This window comes from Aquibacillus salsiterrae, from assembly GCF_028416595.1.
Lineage (GTDB): Bacteria > Bacillota > Bacilli > Bacillales > Amphibacillaceae > Aquibacillus_A > Aquibacillus_A salsiterrae.
This window is the reverse complement of sequence record NZ_JAMQKC010000002.1, coordinates 238863-253799: the sequence shown is the minus strand read 5'-3', so window position 1 is coordinate 253799 and position 14937 is coordinate 238863. Positions and strand designations below refer to the sequence as shown.

The following is a 14937-nucleotide window of genomic DNA, read 5'->3' as shown; positions in this document are numbered from 1 at the left end:
ATTCGCTATAATATTTAACAATTATTGTGTATATTTTAACCAAAATTGCTTTTAGATTTTTTTCAATTAATCACCGTAATTCGTCGGAATATGTCAACTTATCATTTGAAATTGCACAAAATACATTTATATGAACTTAAAACGAGCCAAACCTCTTGTCAAACGTGTTGAAATTCTACAGCAATTATCGTAGTACATCACTCAAGATTGAACAGCCTTTAGAAAGTCTATTGCTCAGTAAATACCAGCATATTATTTTGAATCTCTTTTTAATGTTTTTGCTTTAATTAGTTTATCTGAATTAAAGCATTTATAAGAGAAAAGCATAATACAGTATGTCAAAAGACTTATTCCACCTAAGTAAAAGAAATTTGGAAACAATAACATAAAATAATAGATTAACCCTACTGTTATTAACATGATGATTGTATTGAATGGGTGTAATAGACCAACTATACATGCAAATCGTATATACTGTAAAAGTGATAATTCAAAGTGAATAAAAATGGGAAATAAATACACGAAAACAATCATGTACCAAATAGATAAAATAAAGAGCAACAGGCTAATTGTTTGAAATATCAAACCATCCCTAGCCATGAAGAACTTCAAATCAAAGTAAATTATCCAACCAAGTAGCATCATGATATAAAACAGGAAATTAGATTTTATAAAACTGCTTTTATAATAATTCCAAAAATATTTGAAAACAGGTATTTCTGTTTCACCTCTAATCCATTGTCTTTGTACAGCAAATAACGCCGTAGTCGATGGGGCTAGTCCTAGAGCACCTAAACCCAAAATGGAAAAAGCTAACCATAATACATTGGTATAAATAAATTTTAAAACCCAAATACAATATTTGTTGATAACTCCCCAATATCCGTAAACTTCCATCTTCAACACCTACTTTTAATGGGATTTTATTTGTTTTTGACGGTATTCTTTAGGTGACATCCCTACTGTTTGTTTAAACAATCTACTAAAATGAATTGGATTGCTCAGTCCAATCTCATCTGAAATGGAGCTTATTGATTGTTCAGTTGATACTAATAGTTTTTTCCCTTCTTCAATTCTCCTATTACTTAAGTGCTTGTTAATAGTTTCCCCAGTTACTTTTTTAAAACAATGACACATATAGTACTTATTTAAGTGCAATGACTTAGAAATAGTATCTAATGAAATTGGATTAGTATAATTTTGGTTGATAAATTTTAAAATCCGTTGGACGTGATAACTTTGTGGATTATAGGCAGATCCGTCATCCTCTAAATTCGAGTCCATGCCACTTATTTTACGGTACACCTTAATTAGTAACTGCGATAAGTAAAAACGCATCATCGATTCATAACCTATAGTCTCTTTATCCTTCTCCTTTTGTATACGGGCCAAGATAAGTTCAACCTCTTCTCTTTCTGATAATGTCCACTTAATTAATAAACCATTTTCGGATTCAAACGGTACGATTATTTTTGTGAATAGATCCTCCTTCAAATAATCACTTACGTATTCTGGAACAAAATTAATATAACTCCTTCTATATGTGTCCCCAAACGGATTAACACGATGCAGTCTTTCCCCATTAAAGATCAACATATCACCTGGTTGTAGATCGTAAACTCTATCACCAATAATGTAATTGGCATCACCTTGTTGAAAGTAATAAATTTCATAGCCTTTATGCCAATGTAAGGGCCAATGCGTTTTGAGCCAAGAGTTGTTATATTCCACTTTAATTTTACTTTTTTCAAGGATTTTATTTGTAGTAATACAAATTTGCTTTTCCATACGAACCTCCTAAATAAACGCAATTTTGAAAAGGTTGCCTAAAAGAATTAGAAAGATGTACATATAGAGATTACAATGAAAACGTTGTTATTTATCTGTTCATGATACTAACAATACCAAAGTCAGAAAGCGCTTTCAATGCATTTTTTTAAATCTTTGCTTTTTTATTTCAAATAAGTTGAAGATTAATAACTTTTAATCAAAAACGATTAAATTTTTCAAGTCACATAGATCCATAGAAAAAAGCCACCTAATAGTGGCTTTTTTCTAATCGGCAAAATAACTTTTTACCTCGAATCTACTTTTTAATTCACTTGTTAAATATAATCTTCAAAAATTAAACTAAATGACAAAATTTACTATTGTTTTGTACCCAATATAGAGCGCTTGGATGAAGAACAGCATCCCCCAAAGAAACGCTGGAATTAACGTCAGTTTTTGCAAACTAGCTGCATCACCTGCTTGACTTGGAGAACGGAAACTGATAATCATTACCTGAAGTGCACTATAAACTGATTCAATTAAAATAACCGAAGCAATCATGTACGCTAATGGAATGAATATATCTTTTTGCTCATAATAGAGTAAAAATCCAAGGATAGCAGCTAATGAAAGTGCCCAACTAACACCAAAAAAATTACGAATCCATAACAAAGCCGACAGGAGAAGAAGCCCGAAAAACAGACAGATGACAGCAACGTAATAATTTTCCGATAACAAATAAAAGATTACAAAGGCCATGATCGACGATCCGGTATATCCCGCATACGCTGTAAAGATTGTACTCAACCAAGAGGAAGAGCTGACTAGTGCTTGTCCTGATGTGTCGGGCTGTAGTGAAATACGATAGCCCTTTCCACCAGTAAGCTTTGCGACAAGGACATGAAAAATTTCATGGACTACCGTGTTAATTAATCGAACATAAACACCGACTAAGGGGATTCTACATAATAAAAAAGCAAGGAAGATATAAATGATTAGGTCCCTCTCCATCATGGAAATCCCCTTTCTAGTTAGAAATTCATCTCTATTATTGCCTAAAAAGCACTCTTTAATAAGTGGCGTAAATCGACAACAGTCCCTTGATTAATTGACTCCAAAGCCCCTCCTACCATCAAAAAACTTTTGATATTATCTTCTATTGAAGTGATTGGACGTCTATTTTCTCGGATTGCTTCTACCATTTCATTTATCGAATATTCCCTATCCGTGTAGGCTAAATTTGGTAGTTGTAACTGCTTATTTGTCCCGTTGATCGTTGTTAGTATTGGCACATCGTCGATTAACTCTATGATTCCCTTTTCTCCTACCAATCTAACCTCCCCGTTCCAAGACGTCTCCTTCCCGCGTGTAACCCAGCTTCCGAAATAATTAATGAGGATACGATCATCAAAAGTTATCGAAGCACTTGCAACTGGGTTTCCACCAAACCAACTCCATGATGGCCGCATACTTTGCGCGTAAATAGAAGTTGCATCCCGTCCTAAAATATGGCGGAGCATGTCAAAATGATGGATGCTCATGTCTTCGATTAAAATTTCTTTATACTCATCTCTCCAACCACCAAATTTAGTCGCACGTCTGAAATTCCACTCACCGTACTCAACAGCTCCAATCTCTCCGTTTTCTATACACTGTTTAATCGCTTGAATTTCAGGGCGCCATCTATAATTCTGACTAATCATGATGAATTTTTCAAAATGTCGGGATTGATATAATAGATCGACAGCTTCATGAAAATCCTGAGTAATTGGTTTTTCCATAAAAACATGCAAGTTTGCTTTCAATGCATCTAAAGCAAGTGTCTTATGCGTTTGTGGTGGTGTAATAATAATTGCTATATCAGCTTCTAGCTCCTCGAACGCTTCTAGGTGACTATGAAAAAACTTCACATTTGAATCAGTTATGATCGACTTTGCCTTTTCAATATTTTGCGGGTCTAGATCGACTACTCCTAAAAGGTCAATTCCTTCAAAATTGTTAATTATTTCTAACCAAGAAAAGCCGAAACCACCGATGCCTATTTGAATAACTTTTACAGAACCCATTTAACTTCTTCCCTTCTGTTGATTTGATCTTTGGATACAGTAAAAAACGCATGGGATCTGACTTGTTTCCTTGGGGAGGTCACTTTGTCTTTTGCCCATGCGTTTTGATTAGAATGCAAACAAGATGAGTTCTTATTTGCTTACATACTAGTTATACCAATTTTGCTACATTCTGTCATACATCTTAAGTAGGAGTTGGGCTAATCTATTAGACTGATATTTGTTTTTATGAAGAAATAGATGATTAATGTAACGTAAGTTTGTCTTTCACCTCAGGATTGACAAGGTATGTTGGATATTGCTGATCAAGTAAGACCTCTAGTGTACTTCGTGCTGCTTTCGTTCGCATTTCTTCTTCTGCTTCCTCTGAATACCAAGCAACATGAGGAGTTAAGATAACATTGTCCATGTGAAGAAGCGGATTGTCAGGATGGATCGGTTCGGTTTCAACTACATCCAAAGCAGCACCACTGATTAACCCCTTCCTAAGCGCATCGATAATTGCTTCTTCGTTAATTACCGGGCCTCTTGAAGTATTAATTACAAGCGCACTCGGCTTCATTTGGCTAAATTGTTCTTTACCAATCATTCCTCTTGTACTTTCCATTAGTGGTGCGTGAACCGAAATAATATCTGCCTGTTGGCATAAATTGTCCAGTGAAACGAGGGTAACCCCTAGTGCCAAAGCTTTATCTTCAGGATAATAAGGATCATAGGCAATTACTTTTATTCCCAGGGCCTGTACTTTATACGCTAATGCCTGTGGTATTTTCCCAAAGCCAACTAACCCTAGCACTTGACCCCTTGATCGATAGATTGGTTTACTAACTTTAAAATCCCATTTACCTTGTTTCACTTGGTTGTTTGTCACAACCACCTTTCTCGTCCAACTCATTAATAATGCAAGGGCATGATCCGATACTTCATCGACGCAATAATCAGGAACGTTTGCCACACAAATTCCTCTTTCAGTAGCAGCCTCTAAATCTATTGTATTGACACCCACTCCATACCGAGAAATGACTTTCAAATTCGGTAACGCTTCCAAAACCTTCCGACCTATCGGTGCATACTGATTAATTAGTCCATCGGCATCTTTACATTTATGTATCACATCTTCTTCTGTTTCACATTGGACCGGAACCAGTTCAATCCGGTCGTCTTTTAATGCAGCCTCTTCATAACGTAAATCCTCGTACTCCCAGTCGGTAACATAAACCTTCCGTTTCCTCATTTAATCAAACCCTTCCTTTACTAGTTGTTACTCCAATGTTCCTTGTCCCTGCTTTTAAATCTGACCTCTAACTTTAGCTACCCGATACAAGAAAGCGTTAACAAAATAGTGTGTTCCGATACTTAACAAGATAAGAATAACTAGCTGTCTAGCTCCGAGCGCCTACCCTTTCTAACAAAATCTTTAAGCTATGGGCCCTCTGTTTCAGACATTACTGGATACTAATTCGAGGGCTTTTGTAGGAATCCTCCCGGTTAACTTTATTCTATTGTACCACGGTTTCGTATTTACGATAAGAAAAGCGCAAGGCGCCTTGGTCAGACTAAGGTAGGCATAAGATAAGTATAGGCGCTGAAGCATGCGCTGCCCTGCGGTGATTTCCCGGAGTATTCGGACTTAGGTGACCGATTTGCGCTTTCTCTGTCCGAATCGAGCACGTATTCGGACTTATGTGACCTACCAGACATACCCCTTAGTTTCACCCATAAAAGCCCCCCCTTTGTTGTCCATGCCCGACATATTCATTCTAATTTTTACAGCAGCATTATACAAGTATCATTGCCTTTAAGAAAAGTGAAGGGCGCCTTGCCCGGCCGAAGGCAAGCTCTTAGATTTTTTTATACTTTTATAACTTACCTGCCACATCAGAAATTGTTATGTGACAGGTTCGATTCTCAAATCTTTCCAATTGTTATTCCCCAGTTAAAAACCGATTCTGAACTTTGATTAAATTAGCATACACGCCATCTCTCTCTAATAATGAATCATGATTCCCAATCTCTACGATTTCACCCTGGTTTAACACGACAATTTTGTCCGCATTCTGAATCGTTGATAACCTGTGCGCAACAATAAAAGATGTCCGGTTATTAATCAACGTTTTCATTCCATCTTGAATCTTCATTTCCGTCTCAGTATCAATACTTGATGTTGCTTCATCTAGGATAAGAATTTTTGGCTCTGCGAGTAGCGCACGAGCAAATGAAATCAACTGCCTTTGGCCGACAGATAGCATTCTACCTCGTTCCTCTACTTCAGTATGATAACCATTCGCTAGTTGTTTTATGAAGGAATCAGCATGTACTGCTTTGGCTGCTTCGATAACTTCTTCATCTGTCGCATCTAATCTTCCATACCGTATGTTTTCCATAATCGTCCCAGAAAACAAAAAGGTATCTTGCATGACAAGACTCATATTTTTCCTCAAACTAGCTATCGTTACATCTTTAATATCTTGATCATCAATTAAAATCTTACCTGAAGTAGTATCATAGAACCGACAAAGCAAGTTAATAACCGTCGATTTCCCTGATCCAGTATGGCCTACTAACGCAACAGTATCGCCAGGATTTACCTCTAAGGAGAAATCGGTTAAGGCCACTCGGTCTTTTTCATAGGCAAATTTCACTTGATCAAAGGTAACCTTCCCTTGATTCACTTGTAGCTCTTTTGCATCTTTTTTATCTGTTACTTGAGGCTTTTCTGCTAAAAATTCAAAAATCCGTTCAGACGATGCCATCACTTTAAGTAATTGATTGTAAATTTGACCTAGACGTGAAATTGGCTGCCAGAAGTTACCGATATAACTAGCAAAAGCAACAATAATCCCTATCGAAATTTCCCCAGCTTGAAGTAAATGGGCACCGTACCAAAACAATGCGGCTGTACCGATTGCACCTGTTACTTCTACGGCAGGAGGTAAAATAGCACTCATCTTTGTCGCTTGACGGAGCGCTTTAGTATTGCGCATATTCAAGCCTTTAAAATAGCCGATATTTTCATTTTCCTGGACAAATGTCTGTGTTTCTCTTATCCCTTGAATACACTCATTATAATGGGAATTCATCACAGATTGGTAAAGTCGAACGCGCTGCCATCCTCGTCTTATTTTCCTTCTTACTTTGGTAGAAAGAAAGGCCATTATAGGGACGACAACCATGACCGCAATCGTCAACTTCACATTTAAGAAAAATAGGATTGTAATAATCCCAACTAACATGATCATGTCCATGATGATATTAATCAGTCCGTTCGTAAACAAATCTTGTAAGCTATTCACATCATTGTTTAGCCGAACAATAACCGAGCCTTCCGAACGCTTATCAAAAAAACGAAACGAAAGATTTTCTACGTGTGAAAATAACTTTTTTCTTAAATCAAGAACAACACTTTGCCCTAATGTAGTTGTGTAGCGAATTCGAAACATATTGAAGATTCCTTGGAGTAAGTATAGGATAGCAATCGTTATAACAAGCGTAGTTAATAAATCAACATCTTTTGGACGTAAGGCGTAATCGACACCATAGCCTATTAAAAAAGGAATAACGAGCTTAACTGCTGTACTAAGCAATAACGAGATAATTGCAATAGGAAGATATGTCCTTCGGTACGGTTTAATAAACTGCAATAGTTTCACCATGATCGACCAGTTGAATGGTTTTTCAATTGCGTTATCGTTAGGATAAACAAACCGATCTCTTTTTTTACTCGTATGTTGGTTTTCTATCGCCTCCGCTGAACCATTCATAATGCTCTACTCCTTTTTGTTTGCGTTTGGATGCTTTCGATTTGGCTTGCATGCTGTACCTGATAGGTTTTGTGATAGATTCCTCGTTGTTCAAGTAGTCTGTTATGCCTGCCTCGCTCCACGATTTTCCCCTTATCTAGCACAATAATTTCATCTGCATTTTTTAGTGATGAAATACGGTGTGCAATAATAAATATCGTTTGTTTCCTATCCATCGCTTTCAAGTTTGATAGAATTTGGTATTCAGTCTCCATATCTAGTGCACTAGTTGCGTCATCTAACACAAGAATTTCTGGTTCAATGAGAAGGGCCCGAGCTATCGAAATTCGTTGTTTCTGCCCACCTGATAATCCAAGACCACGCTCACCCACTACCGTGTCGTATCCATTCGGGAGCTCTGAAATAAATTCATGCGCGTCTGCTAATTTAGCTACTTCGATGATTTTGTCCATCGAAGCATATGGATTGCCATATGCAATGTTGTCTCTAATACTCGCAGAAAATATAAACGGCTCTTGCATCACAACGCCAATCTTTCTGCGTAAGTTGGGTAGAGGAAGTTTACGTGCATCCGTTCCATTCACATATACAGCACCTTCTGTAGTATCATAGCCACGGAACAACAGCTGAATAATACTAGATTTTCCTGATCCGGTTGCACCAATAATTCCGACTGTTTTTCCTGAAAAAGCATGAAGGTTGATATCAGATAGAGTATCATTTGATTCTTTATAACCAAAAGAGACATTCTTTAGATTAATGTCTGTACTCTCATCTACTAAAGGGAGTGGGTCACTATTTGTCCGTATCTCTTCCTTGAGTTCTAACAATTCATTTAAGCGTTCAGCAGATGTGACCGATTCCATAAATTGGTTGATGGAAAATCCAATATTCGTAAGCGGTGTAATAACAAGCCAAATAATACTAAAAAAGGCAGCTAAGGCACCGATCGAAAGTTCGTCGCCTAGAACTAATAAACCGCCATACCCTAATAAAATAACTACACAAAATCCACCTAACATTTCCATGACCGGAAAATACCGTGACCAAATCTGGGCACTATTTAATTGTGCATCTTTAAAACCGTGGTTATATTTAGCAAATTTATCAACTTCGAAATCTTCGTGACCGAATGACTTTACTGTCCTAATCCCCATAATATTTTCTTGGATGATGGTAGTAAGGTCGGCTACACTTTTTCTTATCGTACGAAAAGAAGGCCTAACGACTTTCTGAAACCGATAAGATAACGCAATTAATAATCCTAATACAACAAAAGTCACTAACGTTAACTTGATACTATAGATTGACATAACTGCTAAGCCAGCGATAAAAAGAAAAAAGGTCTTTAGTAAATTAAAAATACCACCAGATAAGAATGTTCTAATTTTCTCTACATCCCCAGTGAGCCGGGCCATTAAGTCTCCTGTTTTCGCGCTACTATAGTAACCTAATGATAAGTACTGTAGCTTTTGATATAGAGTGTTTCTTAAATCATACACTGTCTTAATCCCAAACCACTGGCCTTGATATTGGTATAGATAGGAAAAGACACCTTGAACAATTGCAACACCGATAACTGCTAACGAAACCATTGGAACTAGATGGTATTGTTCCTCTAAGATGACATCATCCACCAGGTATTTTAGTAGAAGTGGAGCAGCTACACTGACACAAGTAGTGACCATTAAAGCTAAGAAGGCACATACGAAGTATCGTTTGTATGGCATAAAGAACGACTTTATTTTTAAAAAATCCTTCAACTATCTAACCTCCAGTAAATTTGGTTTTAAACCTCTTTAACATCTGGACAATCTTGCTTAACCTTTCCTTGCTTTATTTTTCTGTTTTTTTGGATAAATCTAATTTTATCTTTTAGTTCCATAAATAACCATGTATAGACTTACCATTTTCCATGGATTATATTGCTCTTAAGAAAAGCGCAAGTCGTGCCTTGGTAGACTAAGGCAGGCTACGAAGTGGAGCACAATTGACTACCGTTTGACACTTAACAGGGCTCGATCGGGCGTCATTAGCGTTCTTTGACTTCCGTTTGACACTTAACAGGGGGCGATCGGGCGTCATTAGCGTTCTTTGACTTCCGTTTGACACTTAACAGGGCTCAATCGGGCGTCATTAGCGTTCTTTGACTACCGTTTGACACTTAACAGGGCTCGATCGGGCGTCATTAGCGTTCTTTGACTTCCGTTTGACACTTAACAGGGCTCGATCGGGCGTCATTAGCGTTCTTTGACTTCCGTTTGACACTTAACAGGGGGCAATCGGGCGTCATTAGCGTTCTTTGACTTCCGTTTGACACTTAACAGGGCTCGATCGGGCGTCATTAGCGTTCTTTGACTACCGTTTGACACTTAACAGGGCTCAATCGGGCGTCATTAGCGTTCTTTGACTTCCGTTTGACACTTAACAGGGCTCGATCGGTAGTCATTAGCGTTCTTTGACTTCCGTTTGACACTTAACAGGGCTCGATCGGGCGTCATTAGCGTTCTTTGACTACCGTTTGACACTTAACAGGGCTCGATCGGGCGTCATTAGCGTTCTTTGACTACCGTTTGACACTTAACAGGGGGCGATCGGGCGTCATTAGCGTTCTTTGACTACCGTTTGACACTTAACAGGGCTCGATCGGTAGTCAAAAAGGTATATTGAATCTAATATCCCCTACAAAACCCAGGAATGCACTTCCCCACCCCTGAAAAGCGTAAGACAAGCCTAGCAGTGGTGTTCCTTACCACAGAGAGAGGCTTGTCCTAAGACCTCAGGCGGGATAGACGCTTGAGCTAGACATCTCTTTAAAACATTCTTATCTGTTTATAAAAATTATTCTTGGAGTACCGAAACGAGAATGTACGCGGTTTAAGGGGGGGAATGGAATATTGAGCGTAAGTTTTTTTTACGTGTATTCGCCATTTAGAAAGCGTTAAACGTTGGGGTCAGTGCTTCTTGCCCAATCTCGTTCTGAGACAATGTACATTATTATAATCGGAAACATTGACTAGACCTAAATTATATTAATACTATTCCTTTGTGATCGCACCATTCCTTTCATGGTATTCAGATGGTGAAACACCTACATGCTTTTTAAAAATTCGACTAAAATAAAATTCATCGTTGTAACCAACTGCATGGGCAATTTGTTTCATTCTGTAGTCCGAGACCATCATAAGTTCCTTTGCCTTACCAATTCGAAGCTGTGTTAGATATTCGATAGGACTATAACCCGTATATTTTTTAAATAGTCTAACGTAATGGCTTTTACTTAACCCTGCAAGTAAAGCCAATTCATTTAACTCCATGCTTTCATTATAATGATTTACCATATAATCAATCGTCGAATCAATCAAGACAGTTGTATCCCCCGCAACTTTTTGCGCCCGGAAATCCTGGGCAATGGTTAGCCATAGCTCTTGGAAAAGGATATTTTTCCGCATCAGCATCATAGGACCCTTTTGTTTCCAAAATTGGATCAATTGTTCAAACTTTTGCAGGACGTTCGGAACGTTTTGGATTTTATAACCACCTTGTAACGGAAAAACGGTTTCTTCACTCTTGTTAGTCTGCCAATACCCTTGCTCTTGAAAAGCCTCCATAAACGAAAAGCGGATAAAATAATGTTCGAATGGTTCGGTGTTAAGCACTCTACGCTCTGTAACCATCCCAGGTACAAACACAAATATCATCCCTGGTTCACCAATATGCTTTTGTCCATCTATAACAATTTCAACTTTACCCTTTGTAATTAGCCATAAGGTATAAAACTTGTGCTTTCTGGCAGGTCGAGACCAACCAGGGTCATGACTATGCTCACCAACGACATCCAAAGAAAAAACCAATCGATTTAATTGAGAAATTATTTTTACCGGCTTTAGCATTTTTATCACTTTCCTTAACAGGTTATAGATGGGCTTCACAAATCCTATATATTCACTATTTTTCGTTTTATGCTTATTACAAGGGCGTCAAGTCTTGGATGGTTTGCAATCAAACTAACTATCATACCCTTTTGCACTTTAAAAAAAACCCCAATGTTTCCTGATTGAACTAATCAATGAAATCAAAAGGGCAGTTAGGCTTGCTTTAGCTTTATTAGTGAGTAACCGACTTTTACCGTGTTACATGACATTATCCATGTCTATTTTTGAACGATTAACTTCCCATCTTGTTCAACGATATCAATGAAAATCGGCCGTTCATTTGGTGTTTTGTTAGGGGCATGAAGGGTGAGAATCGACTTTCCTTCAAATGTTTTAAAAATCATCCCATGGCCACCATCTTGCTGATAAATCGGTATCTTTTCATGCTCCCAAGGTCCTGTAATTTTACCGGTTAAAGATCGTGCAATTCCCTGCGCATAGACATTATCTACGAAACTAGCCCACAGCAATAATAAATCATTGTCGTTAGTCTGATAGATATATGGTCCGTCGGTCACATAGTTTTTTTGATTAGGAAAACGTTCATGTTGAAAAGAAGTTGGCCATGGAGCGTTTGATGCATTAAATAACTTCTGTGGCTCTCCAACTGACTCTTTTAAGTCGTTAGCTAGTTGAATCGCACAAATTTCTCCATCTCCTACTTGTACCCACTCATGACAAAAAATCATCCACGGGATTCCGTCCTGATCTACATAAAGTGTTCCATCTAAACATTGCCAATCATTTGGTGTGACAGGGCCGTTACTATGTGGTTGATAAGGGCCAGTTAGCTTGTCTGCGACTAAAATAGCTGTTCCTCTAATTCTTGACTGCTTTGACATGAACGTTGCAAACATATAGTACTTACCTTGATACTCATGAACTTCCGGAGCCCAGAAATTGTCTTCAGAAAAGAAACGCTCATTTGGTCGAAACGCCTGAAATGGGCCCTCCCAATGTTCTAAGTCTTTCCCTACATAGTAGTCAAAGCCAACACCCTTGCCCCAAATATTCTTGTCTGTACTACCAAACAAGTAATACTTCCCACTGTTTACGTCCGTAAAAACAAATGGATCACGAATTTGAATATCCTTATTTTTAATCATCTGCTTCCCTCTTTTCTAATTGATAATGAGACATAACTGATTTAATAATTTGATTAGCTTTTATTTCACGTTAAGGAGGGGAATCAGCTTAGCATCTGTTTTATCCAATGGTTGAGCCAATCGGGAGTTAACATCCTAGCTTAACTCCTGTTTCCCGATTTAAAGTCAGTAGTGGAATCTTATTCCCAATAGACAGTTGCAATATCCTTTGTATAACTTAAGGACATGGTGGATAAAACAGTCTTTTTATAAAATCGGATGAAGTCCTTCATATTTTACGATCCATGTTCCGTCCTTTGGAAAACCTGGTGCGTGCTCATCGGCTAATCCGTTCCAACCACACGCCATCATTGCGACAGCAGTTAATAAGCCACCATTCCCAGGCAGGTAAGCTGTTAAACTAGCATGCTGGTAATTATGCCCATTAGGTAGATACGTATTTTTGGTTTTATCCATTAGTAAAAAATCAACCGCCATTGAACCTTCACCCAATCTAGCAGCAGTCATGGCGCACATTGGGAAATCCCAGCCCCATCCCGTGTCCCACTGCCAATCTTGCCAAACACGGTCAAGCGTTTGTTTCATTATTTGAAAGTCAATCATCTTTCCAGGCAGAATTCCAAGCGCTCCGACCATGGAAGGGTGGTCATGGTTATAGGTTTCGAATGTATCTGGGCAGTTTTCGTGGGCTAAATATACGCCATTTTGATGGGGAGGCTTAGCTAATTTCTCCGCAACATCTTTCCATATAGTCGGAACGGTTTCATTTAACCGTTCTTTCCACAACATTGCTGTCTCCAATCCGTATTTCCAATACTCTAATTCATATGGTGGATTGATACTGTCTTCTGGTCGATGGCACTCTTGTGCTGGGATTAATGGAGGGCCTAAAACGTATGCTGCTCTACTTTCATCCCAAACCGCGTAATCAGCCATAAAATCTGCTGTTTCAAACACCATTTCCTTCCACTTATCTAAATCATCATCAGCCTTTGATGCTTGATAACAAAGTTCAGCTAATGCAATCGGGTGGGGTTGTTGCCAGATGAGAGCAGGTGCAATTGGTGAAGGAGTTTGCGCCCCTTCTACTCCGACCATTTTCGGCCACCTTGCACCAGAATATCCTTGTGAATCTGCTACCTCTTTTGCTCGAGGTAAAATCGCGTTATACCACGTCAAACTCTTTGCTAAAATTGCTTCTCGTCCCCAAATTGGGAAATGTGCGCCATGCCACCAATGCATTTCTAAATGAAATTTACCAAACCAGCTATTGTAAATTAATCCGGTTTCCTGCGGCGGGGTACTGCCGCCACTATGGATGGCGGTTACAAATTGGGACAAGACAACGCGTCTTTCTAGTTCATTCGCGCGCGAATCACTACTCCCGGAAAAATCAATCGCTCCACCGCTTTGCCAGAAGCTTGACCAATGTTCCTTACTAGTTGAATAACTTTCATCAAATGAATGTAATTTGGAAGATTGTGTTCCAAAGCCTACCGAAAAAGTTAGATTTTCCTGTTGTTCTGGAAAAAGGGTAAATTCATGCGTATTTGTTTGCTGTATATTCCCTTGATTCCATTCCCATTTTACTTGATAACTATCTTCATCGATTTGGCGTTTAATCAAGGCTGAATTTTCCTTGTTTACACCTAACAACGATTTAAGACCTTCTCGATTGGCCCAGTTAAGGAAAATAGATTCTTCCCACCTTCTGTCAGTCATATCCGGGGATGGAAAGCGCAAAACAACCTTTAGTCGACCCTGGGGAATTAAAGGAGAATTTACTTTGACACTAACTTGGTCTGTAGCTGGATGACAAACAGTAGTGACTGAAACAGGTATATCTTCTACAGCAAATTCACTATAAAGCACACCTTCCCATAAGTTTAATACTTGATTTATGTTCTTAATCTCTTCTATTTGTACTTCTTCTCCACTACTAGACAACAATTGAAACGACAGTTGACCAAGTTGTACGCGGTGTGGATTCTGCCTTAACCAATGATACGCTTCCTCCTGTTTTTCAGGATAAAGCGGATACCCCACTTCTCGCCCATATGTGTCGAGTTGTTGAAAAGCAATGTCATCCAAGCTGTATTGGTCATACCTTCCTGTAAAATGCCAACCCCAATGTGCCTGTGTGCCTAGTGGAACTTGATATGCTTCTGGAAATGTTTGCAAGCCTGTAATGTCAGCAGTAAAGGCAAATTCACCATTGCCAACCGTAAGTGGAGATAATGGGTTGACCGCTGTCATCCGTGGATAATGACGACTAACTACCCCTTTTCTATCAATCATT

Annotated in this window: 10 protein-coding genes; all 10 read right to left on the bottom strand. The window is 38.5% G+C overall.

Going from position 1 to position 14937, the window contains the following annotated elements:
* Window positions 1–252: 252 nt before the first annotated feature.
* Window positions 253–897, bottom strand: a complete 645-nt coding sequence (locus NC799_RS03705) for a YesL family protein (RefSeq protein WP_272445000.1) — start codon at window positions 895–897, stop codon at window positions 253–255.
* A gap of 15 nt (window positions 898–912) precedes the next feature.
* Complete coding sequence (locus NC799_RS03700; protein WP_272444998.1) at window positions 913–1788, bottom strand: AraC family transcriptional regulator; 876 nt, start codon at window positions 1786–1788, stop codon at window positions 913–915.
* A 342-nt stretch (window positions 1789–2130) separates the two neighbouring features.
* On the bottom strand, window positions 2131–2784 hold the full coding sequence (locus tag NC799_RS03695) for a M50 family metallopeptidase (protein ID WP_272444997.1): 654 nt from the start codon (window positions 2782–2784) through the stop codon (window positions 2131–2133).
* Between the two features lie 41 nt (window positions 2785–2825).
* A complete protein-coding gene (locus NC799_RS03690; RefSeq protein ID WP_272444996.1) occupies window positions 2826–3836 on the bottom strand; it encodes a Gfo/Idh/MocA family protein in 1011 nt (336 codons plus the stop codon).
* Between the two features lie 244 nt (window positions 3837–4080).
* Window positions 4081–5070 (bottom strand): C-terminal binding protein, encoded by a 990-nt coding sequence (locus NC799_RS03685; RefSeq protein WP_272444995.1) that lies wholly within the window; start codon window positions 5068–5070, stop codon window positions 4081–4083.
* A gap of 691 nt (window positions 5071–5761) precedes the next feature.
* The gene (locus NC799_RS03680) at window positions 5762–7597 is read right to left on the bottom strand and encodes an ABC transporter ATP-binding protein (protein ID WP_272444994.1); all 1836 of its coding nucleotides are present in this window, start codon (window positions 7595–7597) and stop codon (window positions 5762–5764) included.
* A complete protein-coding gene (locus tag NC799_RS03675; protein ID WP_272444993.1) occupies window positions 7594–9360 on the bottom strand; it encodes an ABC transporter ATP-binding protein in 1767 nt (588 codons plus the stop codon). The genes NC799_RS03680 and NC799_RS03675 overlap by 4 nt, the downstream gene beginning before the upstream one ends.
* 1275 nt (window positions 9361–10635) lie before the next feature.
* Entirely contained in the window at window positions 10636–11490 is an 855-nt protein-coding gene (locus tag NC799_RS03670; protein ID WP_272444992.1) for an AraC family transcriptional regulator, read from the bottom strand.
* Between the two features lie 260 nt (window positions 11491–11750).
* Window positions 11751–12638 carry a glycoside hydrolase family 43 protein gene (locus NC799_RS03665; protein WP_272444991.1) on the bottom strand — a complete coding sequence of 296 codons (888 nt, stop codon included), beginning with the start codon at window positions 12636–12638 and terminating at the stop codon, window positions 11751–11753.
* Between the two features lie 246 nt (window positions 12639–12884).
* On the bottom strand, window positions 12885–14936 hold the full coding sequence (locus NC799_RS03660; protein ID WP_272444990.1) for a glycoside hydrolase family 65: 2052 nt from the start codon (window positions 14934–14936) through the stop codon (window positions 12885–12887).
* Window position 14937 lies beyond the last annotated feature (1 nt).

Excerpts from the sequence above, each read along its gene's own strand:
- NC799_RS03685 (WP_272444995.1), bottom strand. The coding sequence starts at position 5,070 with ATGAGGAAACGGAAGGTTTATGTTACCGACTGGGAGTACGAGGATTTA.
- NC799_RS03700 (WP_272444998.1), bottom strand. The coding sequence starts at position 1,788 with ATGGAAAAGCAAATTTGTATTACTACAAATAAAATCCTTGAAAAAAGT.
- NC799_RS03705 (WP_272445000.1), bottom strand. The coding sequence starts at position 897 with ATGGAAGTTTACGGATATTGGGGAGTTATCAACAAATATTGTATTTGG.
- NC799_RS03665 (WP_272444991.1), bottom strand. The coding sequence starts at position 12,638 with ATGATTAAAAATAAGGATATTCAAATTCGTGATCCATTTGTTTTTACG.
- NC799_RS03670 (WP_272444992.1), bottom strand. The coding sequence starts at position 11,490 with ATGCTAAAGCCGGTAAAAATAATTTCTCAATTAAATCGATTGGTTTTT.
- NC799_RS03690 (WP_272444996.1), bottom strand. The coding sequence starts at position 3,836 with ATGGGTTCTGTAAAAGTTATTCAAATAGGCATCGGTGGTTTCGGCTTT.
- NC799_RS03680 (WP_272444994.1), bottom strand. The coding sequence starts at position 7,597 with ATGAATGGTTCAGCGGAGGCGATAGAAAACCAACATACGAGTAAAAAA.
- NC799_RS03660 (WP_272444990.1), bottom strand. The coding sequence starts at position 14,936 with ATGATTGATAGAAAAGGGGTAGTTAGTCGTCATTATCCACGGATGACA.
- NC799_RS03695 (WP_272444997.1), bottom strand. The coding sequence starts at position 2,784 with ATGATGGAGAGGGACCTAATCATTTATATCTTCCTTGCTTTTTTATTA.